Below are 20,406 nucleotides of genomic sequence, written 5' to 3'. Positions count from 1 at the left end.
GAATAGATTTGACTGAGGTGCTCGCCTTTGGTCCGCGTTGAGCTATGATCTTGGTGGCTGGGGGGCTGATTATTGCTGAGCGAAGTCGAGGTCACGTATTATCGTAGTCGGATCGACGATGTGCTGCGCGAAGGACGGCCAACAGCCTGGCAGCGCCAGTTCCTCATCGACATGCGGCAGAAGATCGAGCGCTACGGCCCGCGGGCTCGGCTGACCGAAAAGCAAATGATGACCTTGAGGAAGCTGACAAGGCTACCTGGTCATGCCGATCTTTCGTTCATCAAACCGGTGTCGGCGAACCGGAGAACGCAAATCTCCGGGCGCCGCCATTGGCGAAGAGCCCGACCGTGGCGCTGGGGCCATAGAGAGATCAAATTCTTCGCGTTGATGCTGTTGATGATTGCGCTGTTCGTCGGGCAGACGCTGACGGAATGGCTTCCGAAGAACGGTTTCAGCGCTGGTACAACAGCGCCGTCTGCCGACTTTCAAACTCTATCCTTCACGGTCACCGACGGCGACACGGTTCGTATGAGCGACGGTACACGTGTCCGACTTGTCGGCTTCAACACGCCGGAAAAGTTCGAGCCACAATGCCCGCGTGAAGCTGCACTTGGAAATCGGGCAAGCGAGCGGCTGAGAGAGCTCGTCGCGTCCGGAACGCCGACAGTGACCAGGGTCGCCTGTTCCTGCAAACCCGGAACGGAAGGTACGAACAAATGTAATCACGGGCGGAGTTGCGGAACGCTCACGGTCAATGGTCGTGACGTCGGTGATATCCTGATTTCCGAGGGCTTGGCGGTTTCGTTTGTCTGCCGGGATACCAGTTGTCCGCCGACGCCACGGCCGTGGTGCGGGTAAACTGCGGACTTCGTTAAGCCGGGGGAATCTGAAGAGTGGAATCGGCGCACGGCCTGACCGCTAATCGGGATCCCAACCATTAATTGAGCCATGGCCTGTCATTGACTCCGCACTTTCCCCGTTGGAAAAAGTTGGCACCATTGAAGAGGGGAACCAGTAGAGCGAAGCTGCTCAACAAAGGTAGGGCATATCCGCGGAAGTCGATGAGTTAAGCGAAAATTTTTCCTGTCCTGCCGGAAATGTGTTCGTGGGCGGGGCAGCGGCGATCTACGGCTTTGTGCACCAGATCCTCGCATCGATCGGGCAGCTTGTCCGCGCGCAGTTCAGAACCGCGGTCGGAAAGAATGACCTCGATACCATCACCGCGATACTATCGCCCGAGGGCGACCTCAGCATCGAGACCGCGGCGCGCAAGGTCATCCAGTTCACGCACCGTAAGCTATCGGTCTCGGTCACTGCGATCGGAGACAAGGTGCTGCCCTACCTGTTTCGGGCGCATTGTGACCGTGAGGCCGCGGAATATGAGTTGCACACCAAAATGGCGTCAGCATGCCGGGGCAGCAGTTGGCTCTCAGGAGCGCGGCACGGCGCGTTGCTGTGATGTTCACCTTTTGGGCCAAGAAGATCGCATAATGTATCCAATGTAACAGTGTTCGATAAGAACGCATGTCCGCCTAGCGCTCGATGACGAGTTCCCCCGACGACCGCCCCGTCGAAGCAAAGCAGCGTGGAAACCTAAGATCTCATGGTTGCAGTTCCATGATACTGACCGGGTCGGCTTTTACCTGAACAGCTGCAGGATATGTTCGGGTTGCGAGTTGGCGATGTGCAGCGCCTGCAACGACAGTTGTTGTTGTGATTGCAGAGCCTTCAATCTCGAGGCGGCTTCGCTCATGTCGGCGTCGACGAGCCGCCCCACACCTTTTGCAACAACGTCGATGACATGCTTGTTGTAGTTTTCCTGGATTTTTAACCTTGTCTTCACGGCTCCGAGGAACGCTGCACCGTCAATTGCTTTTGCTAGCATTGTCTGGACGCCGTTGATGTATCCGTCGAGCTTGTAGTTGCCCGTGACATTGACATCCAACAGCCCGAACTCGGGAGGATTGCCAATGTTGTCAGTGGCTCCCGTGATACCCAAGGAGGTTTTGCGTCCTGCCTCCGGTCTTGTCGTCTCGTCCAGGTCATAACGGATAAGTCCTGATCCCAGGTGCGTAGCCTTGATGCTCATACCTTGGTCAGCGAATGCATAGTTCAATACCTGGAGGTAGTCGCCGAGGGAGTTGACTTGGCCATTGGTGGTTCCAAGCGCTGCCATGACGGTGTCTTCCGTCAGCGTGAGTGTCTTTCCAACATCGTTTTCAGTGACCGCGATGTACGCTTCAACGGTAGGCTTCAACTCGAATGCGCCATCCCACCAGCTGTAGGTGAAGGCACGAGTGCCGTAGCCAATCGCCGGGCTGTCCTGAAGGCCGCCGGTCAGCCCGACGCTAAGAGTGGAGTTGACGCCGCTCATGTAATACGAGGAGCCTCTGGCGGAGGTTTCTGCGCTCTGAATGGCGTAAAGGGCGGGATTTGTGCTGTCCTGATAAATTATAACTCGAGTACCGATCACGGACTGCAATACTTGGCGCCATTCTGCTCGGTTGGAGACGACGCCGTTCCAACTGGGGTTCACAGCGTCAATGGTGGCTCGATCGATAGTGTAGGTCTGCGTAAAACCCGGCTGTGGACCTGTCGTCGTCGCAGGGTCATCGGCGTCGAGGTTGAGGGTGAAGCTTACAGCTGTGGTGCCATCGACGAACGTCAACGGACCGCTAAAAGTGTAATCTTCCCTAAAGCTCCATCCCACGGGAGGGAAGTTATAGATCGTGTTACGAATGCCGCCGACCGTGCCGGGGCTGCGATTATCTGCCTGGAGAATGCCGCCGCCCGTCGAATTGAAGAGCGCGGTGCGTAGTAGATCGACGCCGGTGTTCTCTACGGATACATTCCCACTCGCGTCGCGGACGAAGGCGCTAATCAGTTTTGTGGTGGACTGCGCGGCGTCGTAGATGTCGGTGATCGCCGTGTTCAGCCAATTGACTCCGCTGAAGCTCGCCGACTGAGCGATTGAGGTGGCTTGGCTCTTAAGTTGTTCTAGTTCTTTCTGGATTTTCGCCTTATCGACACCCGGCTCCTTGGCCGCAACCAGCTTTGCCTGGAACTCGGTGAGGACCTCGATCACGGATTCCATTCCAGCGTAGGCCACATCAACTTTGGCAGCACCAAGTCCCAGGGCATCTTGAACCGCATTCATGGCGTGGCCGTCGGAACGCATTGTGGTCGCGATGGACCAGTAGGCGGCATTGTCTGCCGCGACACCAACACGATACCCAGTAGACACCTGGTTCTGGGTGGTGTCGAGCTGGCTGTTGATCGACCGGAGGGTGTGGAGCGCAGCAATTGCGCCGATGTTCGTATTGATGCTGGTCATGACAAACCTGGATTGAAATCTTAAAGGTCGTCATGACCGTATGAATGCATTATGCGAGGAAATTCAAATAGAAAACTTGTTAATGAAGTGTTATCAATTCGTACTTTAGGTTGTGCTAACGGCTCTGGCGGTGCCCATTTACTAGCGCGTATCTCGACGTCCTCCGGGCTGAGCTGCCTCAAGACTGGTCGCGAGTTCGATTCCGATCAAGAGCAGCCTATGTCGATTTTCCCGGACAGCAGTACCGAGGGCCGCCCTCGGAACGCGAAGCTACCCACGCAGCGTGCGGCCGATGTCGCGCGAGTGGAATTGGTGCCTGGATGCACACCCAGCAGCCCCTGATGGAGACGATCACTAGATGAGCGGCACTGCTTCGCTTTGTCGGGCGATGCTTTTTTATGGGGCGTTGATGATTTCCCTCGACAGACCCGAAGCGAGATTGCGTGCCTCGGCGTCCATCCAGCTACAAAATCGCCGGACCACTCTCGATTCCGAACGGCGTTGGTAACGATATGACCCGATCTCAACCGGGTCATATTCCGGCAACGCTGCTACCAATGCGCCGGATTCAAATTCCCTCGCTGTGAGGATCGGCGGCGCCAGCACCGGCACGGCTGGCACAACCGCCGCCTCCAGGACTTGCCTGTTCAGGGTCAAGTTGTGAAAATCAAACTCGCACTGAACCGGTGGCAGTGTAGACACCGGAAATGCGGGCGACGAACCTTTACCGACAGGTTGCCCGAGATTGCTTCGCCCTACATGCGACGAACTGAACGGATGGCTGAGATTGTAGGCTTGATTGGCCACAGGATGGGCGGTCGCCCAGGTGAATACTTGATGCATCGGCTTGGCATGCCGGTCAGCGACGACACGATCTTGCGGCAATTGAAGCGCGATAATCCGGCGTCCATACAAAAAGACACTATTCGGGTTGTGGGCATTGATGATTGGAGCTGGCGGCATTCCTCGCGGTACGGGACGATCATGGTCGATCTTGAGCGTCATTCGGTCGTCGATGTTTTGGAGGACCGCAGCGTCGAGAGCGCAAAAGCTTGGTTGCAAGAGCGTCCGACGATCGAGGTCGTGAGCCGAGATCGCTGTGGTTTGTATGCTCAGGCAGCCCGAGAGGGCGCACCGCAGGCCCGCCAGGTGGCTGACCGTTTTCATCTGGTCCAAAATCTCAGGGAGGCAATCAAGGAACAGATGAGCGTTTATGGTCACGCCCATGTTAGACCCATTCTCTCCGAAGATGCTATCGCCAGCGCCAGGTCACAACAGCGCCGTGCCCGCTTGGCGCACAGGCAATCTCGTCAGGAAATATTCGACGCGCTTCAAGCTTTGCGGCAGCAGGGCCTCACCTACAGCGAGATTGCAAGGCGGACCGGATACGAGCGCCGCAGCATCGCGAATTGGCTTACTTCCAATGCACCTCGAGACAGAAATCGGGCGGCATTGAATCCGACATCGCCACTGTATTTTGAAGCTTTCCTGGCCGAATGCTGGAAAAATGGAAACCGCGTTGGGCGCCATCTGTTTTACGATATCAAGAACCGCGGCTACACAGGTAGCCGCTCCAATCTGGAGCGCCTGTTGAAGATGTGGCGTGAAGCCGAAAACATTCAACCCGACGACCCGCCTCCGGATGTGGATGTTTCAGAACCCGTCCGCGATCCTGACACCGGCCATATGATCTCATCTGTGGTTGCCGCAGCTTTGTGCATAAAACCGCGCGGCCTGCTGACAGATCGTCAGGCCAGAAAGGTCAATGCTTTGAAGCAGGGCTCGACAGTGTTCGCCATAATGCGTGGCTTGGCCATGCGCTTCAACGGCATCTTGCGCAGCAGGAGCTCGGAGGCACTGGATGAATGGATCGACGATGCCATCGCCACCGAGCTCACGGCAATCATGCGTTTCGCCAGCGTTTTGCGCCGGGATATTGATGCCGTCAAAAATGCAATCGAACTCCCTTGGAGCAACGGTCAAGCCGAAGGGCAAATCAATCGTCTCAAGATGCTGAAGCGTGCAATGTACGGTCGCGCCGGCCCAGAACTGATGAGGGCGAGAATGCTGCCGCTGAATCACAGAAATTGAGGATGAACCTAATTAAATGCCAAATGACACCGGCATGGAAACTGGCCCACCGTTTCAGCAGTGAAATATGGTCGCTGTTCGTCCTCAAATGCTACGACGTTGTTTGGTTTGCCCAGTGGTTCGGTACCATACTCTACGTGGCTCTCTGGTCTAACAGGGTAGGCCGGGTTCGCTATTTATGGGCTCATGCTTTGACGCTCGTAACCACCGGCACCATCCTTGCCGCCGCGCTTTCTTCGGTAGGGCCAGTCTTCTACGACCATTTTGCCGAGGAAACACGGTTTCATGGCCTCAAAGCTGCCATGGACGGGATCGAGCACAGCTATCTTGTTCGTGGCTATTCAGACTACCTGTTCACTCTTTATGAGACCGGTAGGTCGGGGTTCGGCGGAGGTATCTCGGCGATGCCCAGTGTGCATGTGGCGCTTGCAGTCCTCAACGCTTTGTTTCTGTCTTCGTTGAATAGGTGGTCTGGCGCGGCCGGCTGGGCATTCGCCGCTCTGATCTTCTACGGCTCAATCTATACTGGCTGGCACTATGCCGTCGATGGCTACCTGGCAGCCGCAGTGGCGTTGACCATGTGGTGGCTCACAGGGCGCATGATTGTTCCACCACTCTGCCCGACGCGGACAGACGGGGCATTTGACCGAACCCGCTCGAGCTGAAACGAGAACAACGCATTTGACGAAACAATGCGGGTTTGTCCGGGAAGGCGATCGTCGCCGCTCATCGCAACTCGGCCTGCGCGATTGCGGCCAACTGGCGTCAATCGGATGCTTTCCGCAATTGTTCCACGTCCGTTCTCTCATGATCGCATAATGTATCGTAGGGAAGCGGCTAAACTCCGAAGTCTCACCATTCGCGATGATACTGGATTTTGTCATGCAGGTGCATTACATTGGCCTTGTGAAGGAGATTTGTCATGGCTGCAAATGCACTGGTCCAGACGCGGATTGATGCTGACATCAAGGACCGCGCCACGGCTGTCCTGCAAAACATGGGGCTGACTGTCTCGGATGCTGTTCGTATCCTTCTGACGCGAACGGCGAACGAAGGCTCATTACCGCTCGAGATGGTCGGTAGCAGTGACGCCCACGATGCCTGGTTCCGCGCCAAAGTGTTGGAGGCTCTCGAGGATACGCGACCTGATTACGAGGATGCGGATGCTGAGGCTCGCTTTCGCGAGCGCCGGGCGGCAGCTCTGCGTAAGGCCGGGGCTGGCGACCGATGAGGCTTGTCTGGGCGCAGTATGCGCTTGACGATCGAGACGCTATCTTCAGCTACATTGAAAGTGAAAACCCGAAAGCGGCGGTGCACGTCGACGAGGAGATTGCGCATGCAGTTCGGCGTCTCCTCGACTTTCCCGAAAGCGGCCGCCCTGGTCGAATTGAGGGAACGCGGGAGTTGGTAATTCCTCGCACTCCCTACATCGCCGCCTACACGGTGACAGTCGACCGCGTTCGCATTCTGCGCATTCTGCACGGTGCCCAGATATGGCCCTTTGAGCTCGGCGACGAGTAAATCCTACGCCAATTCTTTTGGCTGTCGGCGGTTCGATTCCTTTCAAGGCGAGGGGTGCGCCGTCGACGGTCAATCGCCGATAGATCGAGGCGTCCCAGGGCCTCCGCCTTTCCAAGGTTTTCCAACGCGGGCCGGAACACACAGGGTGGCAACCGTCACTTCTCGCCGTGCATTCAAAAAACCTTCAGCAACTATTCGACCCGCTGCCTGATCGTGGTTTGCTCGACGCATGACTGTGGCGCCATGGCAGCCGCTATTGGAGAATCTTGACGGTGACTGGCTGGTCCGCAAGCTTCTCGAGTGTACCCAACGACGCCTTGTAGGTGCCGATGTGAATGGTTTGGTTTGAGTAATCGATTCCGGCCGTATTGTAATAGAAGCCGAGATTTCCCCAGGGAATGAAGTAGATGAGGTCACCGTCTTCAGGATCGGATCCGGGTGATCCGGTGTGCTTAAGTTTCCGAGGGAGATAGCTGATTTTTTCGCGACCGGCGAACTCCTCAAGCTTCAGCTTGAGCGGGAGCATTGAAAGAAAGTCACGGACTGCTGGGTTGTCTTCGCCTATTTTTACGTCCACCGACGTCGATCCGCCGGTGAACCGCACCACCGTGCCGACTACAGGCGTCGCCTTGCGATGCTTTGTCTGTGCGAAGGCGCTGGGAGCCAAAGTAGTGAAGAAGGCTGCGAAAAGGATCGCAGTCATTTGGCGGTTGGGGCTTCGCATTTGTTCGATTCTCTTCGACACTTCAACTGGGACACGCTGCCCGATGCAACGGTCGCGGGGCGAAACGCCGCGCATTCGTTCGATATCGGCGACTATAACTGGCCGAACGTGATCCGATTACCTCTGTCGGATCGTTTGCAGTCATGGGTGTATTTCATGAATGCTGCGCGAGGCGGCAAGCGTCGAGGATACTGCCTTCGCTTTCTGTGGGCTGGAACGTCCATTGGTTGCCAGGAGTAGAATACGCGATCGAATTCGACAGCGGGACCGTGCTCGGAAAGAGCGGGAGTGGGGTGTGGCTGTCGATACAATTCATTGAGCCTCATCATAACCGCTTGCGCGTTTCCAGCTCTAATCGATCCTGGCGATGGCGGCTATGATCCCCACCACATCGGACGGAGCGCGCACCACCTCGGCAACCGCACGGATCTTTTTCAAGGAAAGCATCGACGAGAATGCGATTTCATGCAGACCTGCAGCTTTGGAGGACAGCCTTGAGGGGCGTCGCACGGCTCGCGAGCAAGCGGTTCGCGGTAGGTGAAAGGGGCGCTTCGTCCGGCTCGTCGAATGCGCTTGGAGACGCTATCGACCGCGAAGTCAATGAGGGTCTCGCCTATATGTTCTGGGGCCGACTGGTCGCCCTCGGAACGCTCGCAGCGGGGGCGCTCCTTGCCGTGCCTCTCGACCGCTCGGGCCTCTATGTGGTGGCCATCGTAGCGTTTGCACTTCTCAATGCAGTTTCCTTTGGCTTGGCTCGCAACAGTCGCTACGCGACGGTGGCGACTTGGTTGTTCGTGGCCGTGGATGCCGCGGTCTTGACCTATATCTTTGTGACGCCATCGCCGTTCGCTGTCGAAGGCTGGACGTCTCAACTCAATCTTCGGCTGCCGAACTTCCTGTATCTGGGCGTTTTCCTTGTGAGCATGGCGCTCAGCTACTCGCCGGCCCTGGTCATCTGGAGCGGCGTGGTCACGATCGTCATCTGGAACATTGCCTACTGCCGGATCGCCACGCGGCCCAACTCGATCGCCTATGGAAGTGATTTGCTGAATGGTGGCGTTAGTGACGCAGACATCATTGCGCTGGTGCTCGATCCCCGCTCTGTCAGCCTGATCAACCTCTCCTATCAGACGATGTTCCTGGTGCTTGTCACGGTCATCCTTGCGATTTCTGTTTGGCGCTCACGCAGGCTGGTGCGCAGGCAGGTTGCAGCAGAAGCTCAGCGCAGTGCCTTGTCACGCTACTTTTCGCCGAACATCGTGCGTGAGCTGTCGAGCGTGTCGAGCGGCTTCGGGGAACCCACGCTCCAGACTGCCGCGATCCTGTTTGCCGACATGGTTGGTTTTACCAAAATATCGGAGCGGCTTGCGCCGGAGGATCTCGTGAAGCTGCTGAAGGAGTTCCATGCCCGCCTGGCGACCGTTGCGTTTGACCATGGCGGGACAGTGGACAAATACATCGGCGACGAGATCATGGTGCACTTCGGCACGCCACGTCCCCGGCCCGATGATGCAGCGCGAGCGCTGTCATGCGCCCGTGAAATGCTGGAGCAGATCCGGCTCTGGAATGAGCAGCGCGTCGCTCGCGGCGACTATGTCATTGAGGTTGGCATCGGCGTTCACTATGGCGAGGTAATCGTCGGAAATATCGGAGACGAGCGCCGCCTGGAATACACCGTATTGGGTGACACCGTGAACGTTGCAAGCAGACTCGAACGGCTGACGCGCAAAATCGGCACGCCACTCGCAGTCAGCGAGGATCTCCTTACCGCAGCAAGAGCTCAAAGCTCGAACCCGGCGTCCATTGTCCAGGGACTGCAGCCAGACCAGGTCCGCTTCGTGCGCGGGCGTCGCCGACCGATCGCGGTCTGGTATCTCCCTCCCACCGAACAGCAGCAAAGTGGAAGGGGAGCGAGCCGGCGTCAGCACGCGGTCCCGAGCGAGATGGAGCAAGTGGATTGAAACGCACCTGTGAACCGCACTTACGATCTTTGATACCGCAATGCGTCCACCACCACCTTGAATGCCGGCGAGTTCTGATGTCGGCTCGGATAGTAAATATAATAGCCGGAGAAGGGTGGGGACCAGTCTGACAGCAGCGCGACCAGACGTCCCGCTTCAATATGTGTGGTCGCCAGGTCTTCCGGCAAAAAAGCAATTCCATGGCCAGCCAGCGCAGCATCTACCATGGGGTAGGAAGTGTTGAACGTGAGTTGTCCGTCGACCCTGACGCGAAGCTCCTGCCCGTTCTTCTCAAATTCCCAGGTATAGAGGCCGCCGCCGGTTGGCTGCCGCATGTTGATGCAGTCGTGCTGCATCAGATCCTGCGGATGTTGGGGAACGACTCGACCGGCAAGATACCTGGGCGAGGCGACGGCCAACATACGCCAGTCGGGTCCAATTCTGACCGCGATCATATCTTTCTCGATACTCTCGCCCAGCCTCACGCCAGCGTCAAAGCCATCCTCCACGATGTTGCGCAGGCCATTGTCACGGCTCAATTCGATCTTGATGTCGGGATATTTCGAAAGGACCGGCTGCAGTTTTGGCCAAACGATGGTTTCGAGCGCATGGTCCGACAGGGTGATCTTAATCTTACCCGACGGCGTGTCGCGCAACGCCGTAAGTGCCGCCAAATCGCTCCTGATGGCGGATATCCTGGGCGAAAGCGATTGAAAGACGCGATCTCCGGCTTCGGTCAACGCAACGCTTCGAGTGGTACGTGTCAGCAGTCTTAGCCCCATTCTGGTTTCAAGCCGCTTTATCGTATGGCTTAGCGTCGACTGGGTTATGCCAAGTTTGGCGGCCGCCCTCGTAAAGTTTCGTTCCTCAGCAACGGCGAGGAACCATAGGAGGTCGTTGAAGTCTTCTCTGGCCATCGCTTCCCGCTTGGTCCTGCCCTAGCCCATTTATGCGTCATATCGATAAATGTAAGCGAAGCACGGCAACTAATCCATAGCCGCGTCCTTTGCTAGCGTGTGCGGTGAGACAGTTCGGCCCTGGTTCGAGGCATCACGTGCAACCCGAGGAGACCACTATGGAACTCACGATCAATGGGACAAAACATCAGGTCGACATCGAACCCGATACGCCGCTGCTTTGGGTTCTGCGCGACGAGCTTGGAATGACGGGGACGAAATATGGTTGCGGCCTCGCCCAATGCGGCGCCTGCACGGTGCTTGTCGATGGGCAGTCAACGCGGTCTTGCGTCACACCCGTAGAAAGCGTCGCCGGCACCGAGATTATGACGATCGAAGCCGTTGCTGATGATCCGATCGGCCAGAAAGTTGTCGAGGCCTGGGTCTCCAACCAGGTCGCCCAATGCGGCTACTGCCAGTCCGGCCAGGTTATGGCGGCCACCGCGCTTTTGAAGCAAACGCCCAAACCGAGTGATGACGACATTGCCGGCGCGATGGTCAACCTCTGTCGCTGTGGCACCTACAACGCAATCGCCGCGGCCGTCCGCGACGCCGCCCAAGCTTGATCGGAGGTGCACCATGAATGACATGAGGCCCATTGCCCCCGAGGTTCTGGCCAGCGAGAACGGCAAGCCTTTCAAGGTATCCCGTCGCGGCTTTCTTGGCGCGTCCCTGGGCGCGCTTGTTCTTGGCGTTACCCTTCCGGCGAGCCGGACCCGCGCGTTGGCGGCCGCGCCTGCGGCTATCACGCCGGGCTCCCGGGTTGCGGCATTCCTGGAAATCCGGCCCGATAGCACCGTCCTTTTCCGCAGTGCCTTCATCGAAGGAGGGCAGGGGATCTTCACCGCCATGGCGCAGATCGTCGGTGAGGAGCTGGATGTCGATCCCGCGAACTTCGTTGTCGAAGGTGCGCCGCCCGGTCCCGACTACCTCCTGACGGGCGGCGGGCGTTTCACAGGCGGCAGTATGTCCGTCCGCATGAGCTACGACACGATGCGCAAACTCGGCGCGTCCGCGCGGCACATGCTCCTTCAGGCGGCGGCAGCAAAGCTTGGCGTGCCTGTATCCGAGCTTTCGACTGAACCAGGCAAAGTGATCCACGCCGCATCAAGTCGTACGGTCCCTTATGGCGAAATAGCCGACGACGCTGCCGCGTTGCCATTGCCGGCTGAGGTTCCGCTCCGAGATCGGGCGAACTTCCGCTGGATCGGCAAGCCGTTTGCGCGGCTTGACGCGCGCGACAAATCAACGGGCAAGGCGAAGTACTCCATCGATCAGAAGATCGACGGCATGCTCTACGCCGCTGTCCAGCACAGCCCGCGGCTCGGCGGCGAGCCAGGGGCCATGCAGAATGAAGCTGAGGTTCGCGGCATGCCCGGCGTCCATTCCGTCCACAGACTTCCGGGCGCAGTTGCCGTGGTCGCCAACAGTTGGTGGCGCGCCCGCCGCGCTGTCGAGGCCTTGCAGGTGAACTGGACTGAGGCCGCTTCCACGGCATCGCACCCGATGCCAGCCGATTTTTCGTCCGCAGCGCATATGGCGAAATTGAAAGCGGCGTCCGGCGACGGCGTAGCCTTCGAAACGGAGGGCGATGCGGTTGGTGCGCTTGCGGGCGCAGCTCGCGTTGTCGAGGCGGTCTATGACGCGCCTTATCTCGTGCACGGCCAGCTCGAACCCCCATCGGCGCTCGCGCGCTGGAACGAGGATGGATCCCTCGAGTTATGGCTACCCAACCAGGCACCCGAGATGTTCCAGGCCGATGCCGCGAAGTTTGCTGGCATTGCTCCGGAAAAGGTTATCATTCATTCGCCGATGCTCGGTGGCTTCCTCGGGCGGCATTTTCTCTATCAGACAGCGAACCCGTATCCCCAGGCGATCCAGCTTGCGAAGGCGGTCGGGCGTCCGATCAAGCTTCTTTGGAGCCGTGAGGAGGAGTTCTTGCGTGACGCGCTCAGGCCGATGGCGGCGGTCCGTTTCCGCGGCGGACTTGATGCCAAAGGTATGCCGGTGGCACTCTCGGCGGTCGCGGTCGGAGAAGGACCCACGGGCCGCTGGTTTGGTCGCCAGCCCGACAAGGTCGACAGCTCCGCCGTCGAGGGTATCGCCGGCAAAGTCTATGCAATCCCCAACCGCCGTGTCGGTCAGATCCACGTGGATGATCCCGCCATCATCGGCTTCTGGCGTTCCGTCGGCCACTCGATGAACGACTTCTTCTACGAGACGTTCCTCGACGAGTTGGCCGATGCAGGTCAGCAGGATCCTTACGAGTTGCGTCATCGTCTGCTGGCCGGCAGTCCGCGCCACAGGACGCTTCTTGAAGCGGTGGCCGATCTCGCCGGCGGGTGGAAACGAGGTCCGTTTGTTGCCGAAGACGGCACCCGGCGGGCGAGAGGGGTTGCCATGGCCTCACCCTTTGGCAGCGAGGTTGCGACGATCGCCGAAGTGTCGCTGCGAGACGGTGACATCGCCGTCCACGATGTCTGGGTGGCAATCGATCCGGGCAGCATCGTCAATCCCGCAATCATCGAAGCGCAGATGAACTCGGCCGTTGCCCTTGGTCTTTCCTCGGCCCTCCTTGAAGAAGTGGTCTACGTGGACGGCATGCCGCAAGCACGCAACTACGACGGCTATCAGATCCTGACGCCGGATCGCATGCCGCGGGTCCATGTCCGGATCGTCGAAAGCGGTGCGCCCATGGGCGGTATCGGTGAACCGGGCTTACCTGGTGTTCCACCGGCGGTGGCCAACGCCCTTTCGGTGCTCGCCGGCAAGCGTATCCGAAGCCTGCCTCTGTCCAAACTCGATCTCAAGGAAGTCGACGGTTGAAGACGCTCATCCTTGCCTCATTGGCCTCTCTCATCATGGCAGGCGCTTGTGCGCCTGCTTATGCCCAAGGAACGGACGCGTCGCCAGGCGAGCGGTTGTTTGAACAGCGCTGCGGCGCCTGCCATCAACTTGCCACCAATCGGAACGGTGTTGGACCTCATCTGCAGGGTGTGATCGGCCGGTCGGCCGGAAGTGTCGAGGGCTTCAAGTATTCTCCCGCCCTTAAAGGATCCGGCGTGACGTGGACGCCGGAGACCTTGGAGACCTACCTGACAAACCCCGGCGCGATGGTCCGCGGAACGCGCATGACGCAGCGCTTCAACAACGCCGAAGAGCGGCGCGCGATTATCGAGTTCCTTGGCTCGCACTAGGGCTTTAGAAACAATCCGGCGTGTGGCGGCGTCGTACGCGGCGTTGCCACCCGGTACTTTGCGCGGTCGCGGATTTATGGGTCACTTCCATTAATGCAAGCGAAGCGCGGCGGCTAATTCGATTGCTTCCACAATGCTAGTCAGTTGGGAGGGAGAAAACCACCCGTGAGTTGAAGGGCGAAACATCATGACACAAGTGACATACGATAAAACGATAACGAGTCCCGCTGCAGCGTGGGGCGCCGTTGTTTCCATGGCACTGTGCGTCGCGGTGCTGATCGCCTCTGAGTTCATGCCCGTCAGTCTTTTGACGCCGATCGCAAACGATCTTGCCATGACCGAGGGCCAGGCCGGACAGGCAATCTCGATTTCGGGACTGTTCGCCGTGGTGACAAGCCTGTTCATCGCAGGCATCACACGCAACATCGATCGCAAGGCCGTCCTGTCCTCGTTGTCGCTTCTCTTGGTCGTTTCGGGGCTCATCGTTACGTTTGCCCCGAACTACACACTCCTGATGATCGGCCGCGCCTTGCTCGGTATCGCAATTGGCGGCTTTTGGTCGATGTCTACCGCGATTGTCATGCGCCTTCTGCCGGCGAGCGCTGTGCCGAAGGGTCTTGCGATCCTGAATGCTGGGAACGCGATTGCGGCGACAATTTCCGCACCGCTGGGCAGCTTTCTGGGCGACTACATTGGTTGGCGTGGGGCATTCTTTTTTGTGGTACCGCTGGCACTGACTGCGCTTGTCTGGCAATGGCTGAGCATGCCCTCGCTGCCGCCGCGCCAAAGAAGCGCTACCGGCAATGTTTTCCGACTGCTCAAGCGCAGGCAGGTTGCGATTGGCATGACAGCAATTCTGTTGCTGTTCATGGGCCAATTCGCCCTGTTCACCTATCTAAGACCTTTCCTCGAGTCCGTCTCAGGCTACTCCGTTTCCGCTTTGTCTCTGGTGCTGTTGTTGATGGGCCTCGCCGGCGTCATCGGGACCTGGAGCATCAGTTCGCTGCTTGCTACGCGTCTCTATTCGATCGTTATCGGCATTCCCCTTGTCATGGCGGCGATAGCTGTAATGCTCATTGCACTGGGCTCGGAAAAAACCGCAGTCGCTGCTCTATTAATTGCTTGGGGCTTCTTTGGCACCGCCGCCCCTGTCGGATGGGGAACATGGCTGAGCAGGGTTCTCCACGACGACGCAGAGGCGGGCGGGGGCCTCCAGGTCGCTGTCATCCAGTTTGCCATTACCGTTGGCGCGGCTGCTGGTGGGATCCTGTTCGACTGGAGCGGATGGTGGAGTTCGTTCACTTTGGCGGCAGCACTTCTGCTGGGTTCGTCGGTGGCCGCTTGGGCGGCGTGCATTGATTGGGAGCGTTCAAAATGAAACAGGCCCGCGCGCTCACACACCGACTTTGCTCAGCGGTGGCGTTGACGGCGCGATCCAGCCGCGCCTCGGATGGACTGAGGAGACGAACATGAAGGTACGCTTCATTTTTGCCGACCACGACGTCACGGTGACACTCTACGACAATCAGTCTGCACGTGACTTTGCCTCGATGCTTCCGCTCGATTTGACGTTCTCGGATTTCGGCAATGAGAAAATTGCCTATATGCCGCGTAAGCTCAACCTGGAAGCAAGAGGCCCCTTTCCAGACACAGCCCCCGGGGACCTCTGCTACTATATCCCGTGGGGCAATCTCGCCTTCTTCTACGGAAATTACGTCTCCACCAGAGATCTCATCCGGCTCGGTCGCGTTGATGGCGGCGTCGAGCCCCTGCTGACGCGCGGCGAATTTCCGCTTCGCATCGAGCGCTTGTCCTGACACCATCGAAAGGGAGTGAAGCATGCTGGCTACGGTTCTGCACGGCAAAGGCGACATCCGTTGTGAGGAGGTCGCCGAGCCGAAAATCCTCAAGCCCACCGACGCTATCATCAAGCTGGCGGCGTCCTGTGTTTGTGGTTCCGATCTCTGGCCCTACCGCGGGCTCCAGCCGATGGGCGGGCCGGCTCATATGGGTCATGAATATTGCGGCGTGGTCGTCGAAGTCGGCGACGAGGTCAAGACGGTGAAGCCTGGCCAGTTTGTCGTGGGATCATTCTGCATCTCCGACAATACATGCCCCCATTGCCGCTTCGGGTTTCCATCCTCCTGCGAACAGCGCGAGTTCATGTCGGGTGCGCAGGCGCCCTATGCCAGAATTCCTCTTGCTGACGGCACCCTGGTCGCAACGCCGGAGATGCCGGCCGACGATCTCATTCCGAGCCTTTTAGCCGTTTCGGATGTTCTTGGCACGGGCTGGTATGCAGCAGATGCGGCACGAGTCCAGCCGGGTTCGACGGCGGTCGTCGTCGGCGACGGGGCCGTCGGGCTGATGGGTGTGCTTTCCGCCAAGCAGATGGGGGCCGACAAGATCATCGCCATGAGCCGCCACAAAGCCCGTCAGGATCTCGCGCTGGAATTCGGCGCCACACATATCGTTTCGGAACGAGGCGACGAAGGTGTGGCCCGGATCAAGGAACTGACCGGCGGCGTGGGCGCCGAATCCGTGCTTGAATGCGTAGGAACGCAAGAAGCCATGACGCAGGCGATGAACTGCGCTCGACCCGGGGGGCACATCGGCTTTGTCGGAGTTCCCCATGGTGTTCAGATCGACGGACAGACCTTGTTCTTTGCCCAGAAGAGTCTGATGGGCGGCCCGGCTCCCGTCCGTCGCTATCTTCCGTACTTGATGGATTTGGTGCTTAACCGGGAAATAAACCCGGGTAAGGTCTTCGATCTCGAAATTCCCCTCGCTGACGTCGCAGAAGGTTACCGTGCGATGGACGAACGCCGCGCGATCAAGGCGTTGTTGCGGGTTTGAGACTGAGACAAGCTGCCGGGGAGGGTAATCCCACCTGAATCGCCGTTGCCGCGCAGTTGAAGACACCGCGCGGCAAGCGGGGCGCCTCCATTCTTGCCGTTAAAGCTGGCGCCGAGGAGGCGGCGCCGGTCGACCGTATGGATCTGATGAACGATATCTCACTTCACGCGCTGCCAACACCTGTCAGAGCGCTTCTCACGGATGAACCGATTGAACTCCTCACGTTCGCCGCTGACGCCTTCAAGGCAGGACAGGTTGCGATAGCAACACTCGTCGAGATTCGCGGCGGCGCGGCTCGTGCACTCGGCTCTCAGGTGATCATCCTAAGCGACGGTCGCTTTGCGGGGTACGTTTCCGGTGGATGTGTCGAAGCTGCGGTCGCCGCTGAAGCACTTCTTGCCATGGTAGACGGATGCGACCGTACCGTGTCGTTCGGTGATGGATCCCCGTTCCTCGACGTTGTGCTTCCTTGCGGAGGCGGGATCACGGTCGCAATCCATGTCTTGCGACGCGTCGAAGAAATCGAAAAAGCCCTCACATACCTGAAGCAACGCCAAGCCATCGGTCTCCGGTACTGGCCAGAGCGACAGTCGCTGGTGCTGGCCAGCCCGGCGGACCGCGCCAGATGGGTAGGCGGCAGTTTTTTGACCGTCTATCGTCCCAGCATAAAAGTGATCATCTCAGGGCAGACGATCGAAGTGCGAAGCGTTGCACGCCTCGCCGAATGTTCGGGATTTGAGGTAACTGTCTTGGCTCCAGACAGAGGATCGAGTTTGATCCGAGAGATCGTTGACCCCTTTTCGGCCGTCCTGCTTCTGCATCATGACTTGGAGCAGGAAATTCCGGTGCTTGAAGCGGCGCTGCAAACCTCATGCTTTTACCTTGGCGCTCTGGGGAGCAGGCGGACGCACCGACAGCGTCTCGACCGATTGTTGAGACTGGGGCACAGCGAAATCGAACTGGCACGTATCAAGGCGCCGATCGGCCTGTTCGGCCCTGCGCGAGACTCTGCGTCGCTGGCACTTTCGGTCCTTGCGGATGTTGCCGCGTCCCGCTTGTGGGCATTTGGATGATACTGGGAGTGCCCCGCCTGTGGTTACAAGCGCTCGATCGCGATCGCCGGGCGCGATATGGGCAAGCGGCGTGCGCGTCCGGGTCTCTATCAATGCTCCAGCGGCGATTGTCGCTTCCAGTTTACGGTGACGACACACACGCCGCTGCATTCCACAAAGCTTCCCCTGAGTGTCTGGCTGAGGGGCATGTGGCTGATGCTGCAGTCGGATAAAGGTTTGTCCTCGGTGCGCCTGGCCGAGGCTCTGGGCGTGAGCCAACCGACGGCCTGGCGGATGGGACACGCGCTGCGTCTCATGGCGGCGCGCGAACACATGCTCGATGGCACGGTGGAGATCGACCATTTTTATCTCGGTGGACGAGCAAGAATAAATCCGGACGATCCACCACCTGGACGAGGCCGAAAAGGTCTACCGAATACCCAGAAGACGCCGGTCATGGTGATCGTGCAGCGGCCAGATGACGTCACACCCGGCACTCCGGCCGGTGACGCGCGTGCTGCGGTGGTGACGGGTCTTTCGCTCCGTGCAGCGGCGCGCGCCGCCGAAGCGCAGATCGACCCCGACGCCTATTTGATGAGCGATGAGGCGACAGCGTTCATAGCCCTTGGCGAGAACTATGCCAGGCATGACACTGTGAAGCATTCCAGCCGCGAATACGTTCGTGACGCCGTTCATGTCAATTCGGTCGAAGGTTTCAATGCCCGCATCCGCCGCACCATTGCCGGTGTCTTTCATCATATCAGCCCGCAGCACGCCGACCTGTATTTCCACGAGATCGGTTTCCGCTGGTCACAGCGCATTGTGACGGGCTAGGCTGTTCGGAAAACCCGAAATGGCAGGGAACGGATGAAAACCCTGTGGTCGCGAGGGCTCTGTTGCAAACTCCCATTTTGGTTATGTTGGCCGTTGGTCGGGACGTCGATTACCTGGCAGCCTCGCGGCTTTCGAAATTCTGAGCGAGCAGTGCTACAGCCTCCGTCAGCGCACTCGGTCCGACGCCGAAAGCGCGTTCAACGATGCGTGCTTCTCCACGGACGTCACCCGTCAGGTTGAAGATCGCGGCCTGTCCTTTGCGCAAAGCGCGCATGACCTCGAAACCTTTGATCGTCGCATAGGCCGTTTTCAGCGTCTTGAATCCTCTCACCGGTTTGATCAGTTGCTTCAGCTTGCCGTGATCGGCCTCAACGACGTTGTTCAGATATTTGACCTGCCGGTGCACAAGGCCTCCGGGACATTTGCCTTCGGCCTTCAATTGGGCAATGGCAATGCCATAAGTCGGAGCCTTGTCGGTGTTGATGACGGTTGGCTGTTCCCAGTCCTTCAGGCGATTCAACGCCTTGCCGAGAAAGCGCTTGGCGGCTTTGGCATTGCGAGTCGGGGACAGATAGAAATCGATCGTGTTGCCGATTGTCGACGGCCCGGTAAAGGTAGGTCCATTGTCCCCGGACTTTCACATAGGTTTCGTCTACGCGCCAGCTCGTTGACCGCGGCCGGCGCCAGTGCCAGCGCAGCCGCTTTTCAATCTCCGTCGCATATCTCTGGACCCAACGATAGATCGTGGAATGGTCGACGGGCACACCTCGTTCTCCCATCATATGCTCAAGGTCGCGGTAGCTCACCCCATACCGACAATACCATCGCACCGCCCACAAAATCACTTCACCCTGAAAATGGCGCCACTTGAAATCGCTCATCAATAGTCTCGCTGCAAATCTTCGGCGTTCGTTCGGACATCAACGGGATTTTTGCAACAGAGCCATTCTTTTCGCCGACATGGCAGGGTCCACCGCCGAAGCGAGCCAAACTTCGCCTGTTCGACTTGTCGAATTCCTCAACGACGTTTTCACGGCCTTTGATCAGCTGGTTGAGCGCCATGGCCTAGAGAAAATCAAAACCACGGGCGACAACTATATGGTTGTCAGCGGCGTGCCCGTGGCGCGATCGGATCATGCCGCTGCCCTGGTTCGTCTTGGGATCGAAATGCTCAATGCTGCCGGCCGATTGCATGATCCGCATGAACGCACCGTGTGCATTCGCATCGGCATAGGCTGTTGGTCGGCCCGAAGACCGGGATGACTCATTCGAACAGTTAGCTGATAATTGCAAGAAAGGTAACCGGGTGGCGCGCTCGCGGTGGTGGGATCCAGCTTCCAGGTCAACGTACAGCTAACCACTGCCGGCCAAAATCAGAAGACCGCTGTGGGGCACGATTTTCCCGTCAGGCTCCTCCCCCGAGAACCGCAATGGAGGCGACGGAACCGTCCTTCACGAGCCCCGTGCAAACGGCGTGTTGCTAGGTTGTTCACGTTCGGGGGGGGAGGGCCAAAATGATCGCATAATGTATCGAGTGGAACGCTCCTGATCCCACTTCATATCGGATCGCCTGCGTAGTGCTATTCCTGGCCTCGAGATAACTGTTTCATTGCTTCGTGCGGATCGAAGCCCAAGAGAACAGCGAGCTCCAGGAACTTCACGACGTTCGGCGTTCCAGCACGTTGACGGGAATCCGTCGCCCAGGAAGATCAGGAACGTGTCGTCGGCGCTGATGGCCAATGCGTTGTCGCGCGCCAGGGCAAGCATGGATTCGTCATTACCCGGCCAGGTTATCGCGCAGTATGCGGATTTCGGATTAACGGGACAGCGATTCCGGTAAATCCCGGACAGTCGTTTCACTAAATCGCGGACAGTCTCGC

18 protein-coding genes and 3 pseudogenes are annotated in these 20,406 nt (G+C 58.5%); 16 read left to right on the top strand and 5 right to left on the bottom strand.

The annotated features are described in order from the left end of the window. Positions 1-72: 72 nt before the first annotated feature. Both AC070A_RS33995 and AC070A_RS33990 read left to right on the top strand, forming a co-directional pair. Complete coding sequence (locus AC070A_RS33995; RefSeq protein ID WP_492383643.1) at positions 73-858, top strand: thermonuclease family protein; 786 nt, start codon at positions 73-75, stop codon at positions 856-858. 247 nt (positions 859-1,105) lie between these two features. Next, positions 1,106-1,459 (top strand): hypothetical protein, encoded by a 354-nt coding sequence (locus AC070A_RS33990; protein WP_113737577.1) that lies wholly within the window; start codon positions 1,106-1,108, stop codon positions 1,457-1,459. Between the two features lie 180 nt (positions 1,460-1,639). Here AC070A_RS33990 and AC070A_RS33985 read toward each other — a convergent pair whose 3' ends face one another. Further along, the gene (locus tag AC070A_RS33985; RefSeq protein ID WP_113737578.1) at positions 1,640-3,334 is read right to left on the bottom strand and encodes a flagellin N-terminal helical domain-containing protein; all 1,695 of its coding nucleotides are present in this window, start codon (positions 3,332-3,334) and stop codon (positions 1,640-1,642) included. A gap of 561 nt (positions 3,335-3,895) precedes the next feature. On the opposite strand from AC070A_RS33985, the pseudogene AC070A_RS33980 reads away from it, so the two are divergent. From AC070A_RS33980 to AC070A_RS33965, 4 genes and pseudogenes are all read left to right on the top strand, one after another. Beyond that, positions 3,896-5,425, top strand: a pseudogene (locus tag AC070A_RS33980) (ISL3 family transposase); the annotation flags it as partial. Between the two features lie 2 nt (positions 5,426-5,427). Then, the gene (locus tag AC070A_RS33975; RefSeq protein ID WP_113737580.1) at positions 5,428-6,090 is read left to right on the top strand and encodes a phosphatase PAP2 family protein; all 663 of its coding nucleotides are present in this window, start codon (positions 5,428-5,430) and stop codon (positions 6,088-6,090) included. 257 nt (positions 6,091-6,347) lie between these two features. Next, entirely contained in the window at positions 6,348-6,656 is a 309-nt protein-coding gene (locus tag AC070A_RS33970) for a type II toxin-antitoxin system RelB/DinJ family antitoxin (RefSeq protein WP_057248627.1), read from the top strand. Beyond that, entirely contained in the window at positions 6,653-6,946 is a 294-nt protein-coding gene (locus tag AC070A_RS33965) for a type II toxin-antitoxin system RelE/ParE family toxin (protein ID WP_057248628.1), read from the top strand. Before AC070A_RS33970 ends, AC070A_RS33965 begins: the two co-directional genes overlap by 4 nt. A 253-nt stretch (positions 6,947-7,199) precedes the next feature. Here AC070A_RS33965 and AC070A_RS33960 read toward each other — a convergent pair whose 3' ends face one another. Further along, positions 7,200-7,670: a cyclophilin-like fold protein gene (locus AC070A_RS33960; RefSeq protein WP_113737581.1), complete on the bottom strand. Its 471-nt coding sequence runs from the start codon at positions 7,668-7,670 to the stop codon at positions 7,200-7,202. 494 nt (positions 7,671-8,164) lie between these two features. On the opposite strand from AC070A_RS33960, the gene AC070A_RS33955 reads away from it, so the two are divergent. Next, positions 8,165-9,631 carry an adenylate/guanylate cyclase domain-containing protein gene (locus tag AC070A_RS33955; protein ID WP_162771000.1) on the top strand — a complete coding sequence of 489 codons (1,467 nt, stop codon included), beginning with the start codon at positions 8,165-8,167 and terminating at the stop codon, positions 9,629-9,631. A 20-nt stretch (positions 9,632-9,651) separates the two neighbouring features. On the opposite strand, the gene AC070A_RS33950 is transcribed toward AC070A_RS33955, so the two are convergent. After that, entirely contained in the window at positions 9,652-10,548 is an 897-nt protein-coding gene (locus AC070A_RS33950; protein WP_113737583.1) for a LysR family transcriptional regulator, read from the bottom strand. Between the two features lie 158 nt (positions 10,549-10,706). Here AC070A_RS33950 and AC070A_RS33945 point away from each other — a divergent pair, with 158 nt between their 5' ends. The 8 genes and pseudogenes from AC070A_RS33945 to AC070A_RS33910 all read left to right on the top strand — a co-directional run. Next, positions 10,707-11,153 (top strand): (2Fe-2S)-binding protein, encoded by a 447-nt coding sequence (locus AC070A_RS33945; protein WP_057248632.1) that lies wholly within the window; start codon positions 10,707-10,709, stop codon positions 11,151-11,153. Positions 11,154-11,166: 13 nt separating this feature from the next. After that, complete coding sequence (locus AC070A_RS33940; protein ID WP_492383641.1) at positions 11,167-13,413, top strand: xanthine dehydrogenase family protein molybdopterin-binding subunit; 2,247 nt, start codon at positions 11,167-11,169, stop codon at positions 13,411-13,413. Next, the gene (locus AC070A_RS33935) at positions 13,410-13,784 is read left to right on the top strand and encodes a c-type cytochrome (protein WP_113737585.1); all 375 of its coding nucleotides are present in this window, start codon (positions 13,410-13,412) and stop codon (positions 13,782-13,784) included. The genes AC070A_RS33940 and AC070A_RS33935 overlap by 4 nt, the downstream gene beginning before the upstream one ends. Positions 13,785-13,971: 187 nt before the next feature. Next, positions 13,972-15,162, top strand: coding sequence for an MFS transporter (locus tag AC070A_RS33930; RefSeq protein ID WP_057248634.1), 1,191 nt, complete (start codon positions 13,972-13,974; stop codon positions 15,160-15,162). 55 nt (positions 15,163-15,217) lie between these two features. After that, positions 15,218-15,601, top strand: a complete 384-nt coding sequence (locus AC070A_RS33925) for a cyclophilin-like fold protein (protein ID WP_375293079.1) — start codon at positions 15,218-15,220, stop codon at positions 15,599-15,601. A 22-nt stretch (positions 15,602-15,623) separates the two neighbouring features. Beyond that, a complete protein-coding gene (locus AC070A_RS33920) occupies positions 15,624-16,640 on the top strand; it encodes a zinc-dependent alcohol dehydrogenase family protein (RefSeq protein ID WP_057248635.1) in 1,017 nt (338 codons plus the stop codon). Positions 16,641-16,786: 146 nt separating this feature from the next. Beyond that, entirely contained in the window at positions 16,787-17,713 is a 927-nt protein-coding gene (locus tag AC070A_RS33915) for an XdhC family protein (protein ID WP_057248796.1), read from the top strand. A 9-nt stretch (positions 17,714-17,722) separates the two neighbouring features. Further along, positions 17,723-18,523: pseudogene (locus AC070A_RS33910) on the top strand (IS1595-like element ISRm32 family transposase); the annotation flags it as partial. A 112-nt stretch (positions 18,524-18,635) separates the two neighbouring features. Here the strand turns inward: AC070A_RS33910 and AC070A_RS33905 are convergent. After that, positions 18,636-19,407: pseudogene (locus AC070A_RS33905) on the bottom strand (IS6 family transposase). On the opposite strand from AC070A_RS33905, the gene AC070A_RS33900 reads away from it, so the two are divergent. Continuing rightward, a complete protein-coding gene (locus tag AC070A_RS33900) occupies positions 19,394-19,789 on the top strand; it encodes an adenylate/guanylate cyclase domain-containing protein (RefSeq protein ID WP_492383640.1) in 396 nt (131 codons plus the stop codon). The pseudogene AC070A_RS33905 and the gene AC070A_RS33900 overlap by 14 nt on opposite strands. 189 nt (positions 19,790-19,978) lie before the next feature. Here the strand turns inward: AC070A_RS33900 and AC070A_RS33895 are convergent, their stop codons facing one another. Next, positions 19,979-20,386, bottom strand: a complete 408-nt coding sequence (locus AC070A_RS33895; RefSeq protein ID WP_492383639.1) for an adenosine-specific kinase — start codon at positions 20,384-20,386, stop codon at positions 19,979-19,981. Between the last annotated feature and the right edge of the window lie 20 nt (positions 20,387-20,406).

The organism is Ensifer sp. GW101-20A05 (assembly GCF_059424735.1).
This window is presented reverse-complemented; position numbering and strand designations above follow the sequence as displayed.

Excerpts from the sequence above, each read along its gene's own strand:
- AC070A_RS33960 (WP_113737581.1), bottom strand. The coding sequence starts at position 7,670 with ATGCGAAGCCCCAACCGCCAAATGACTGCGATCCTTTTCGCAGCCTTC.
- AC070A_RS33975 (WP_113737580.1), top strand. The coding sequence starts at position 5,428 with ATGAACCTAATTAAATGCCAAATGACACCGGCATGGAAACTGGCCCAC.
- AC070A_RS33940 (WP_492383641.1), top strand. The coding sequence starts at position 11,167 with ATGAATGACATGAGGCCCATTGCCCCCGAGGTTCTGGCCAGCGAGAAC.
- AC070A_RS33930 (WP_057248634.1), top strand. The coding sequence starts at position 13,972 with ATGACACAAGTGACATACGATAAAACGATAACGAGTCCCGCTGCAGCG.
- AC070A_RS33985 (WP_113737578.1), bottom strand. The coding sequence starts at position 3,334 with ATGACCAGCATCAATACGAACATCGGCGCAATTGCTGCGCTCCACACC.
- AC070A_RS33965 (WP_057248628.1), top strand. The coding sequence starts at position 6,653 with ATGAGGCTTGTCTGGGCGCAGTATGCGCTTGACGATCGAGACGCTATC.
- AC070A_RS33950 (WP_113737583.1), bottom strand. The coding sequence starts at position 10,548 with ATGGCCAGAGAAGACTTCAACGACCTCCTATGGTTCCTCGCCGTTGCT.
- AC070A_RS33915 (WP_057248796.1), top strand. The coding sequence starts at position 16,787 with ATGAACGATATCTCACTTCACGCGCTGCCAACACCTGTCAGAGCGCTT.
- AC070A_RS33920 (WP_057248635.1), top strand. The coding sequence starts at position 15,624 with ATGCTGGCTACGGTTCTGCACGGCAAAGGCGACATCCGTTGTGAGGAG.
- AC070A_RS33945 (WP_057248632.1), top strand. The coding sequence starts at position 10,707 with ATGGAACTCACGATCAATGGGACAAAACATCAGGTCGACATCGAACCC.
- AC070A_RS33970 (WP_057248627.1), top strand. The coding sequence starts at position 6,348 with ATGGCTGCAAATGCACTGGTCCAGACGCGGATTGATGCTGACATCAAG.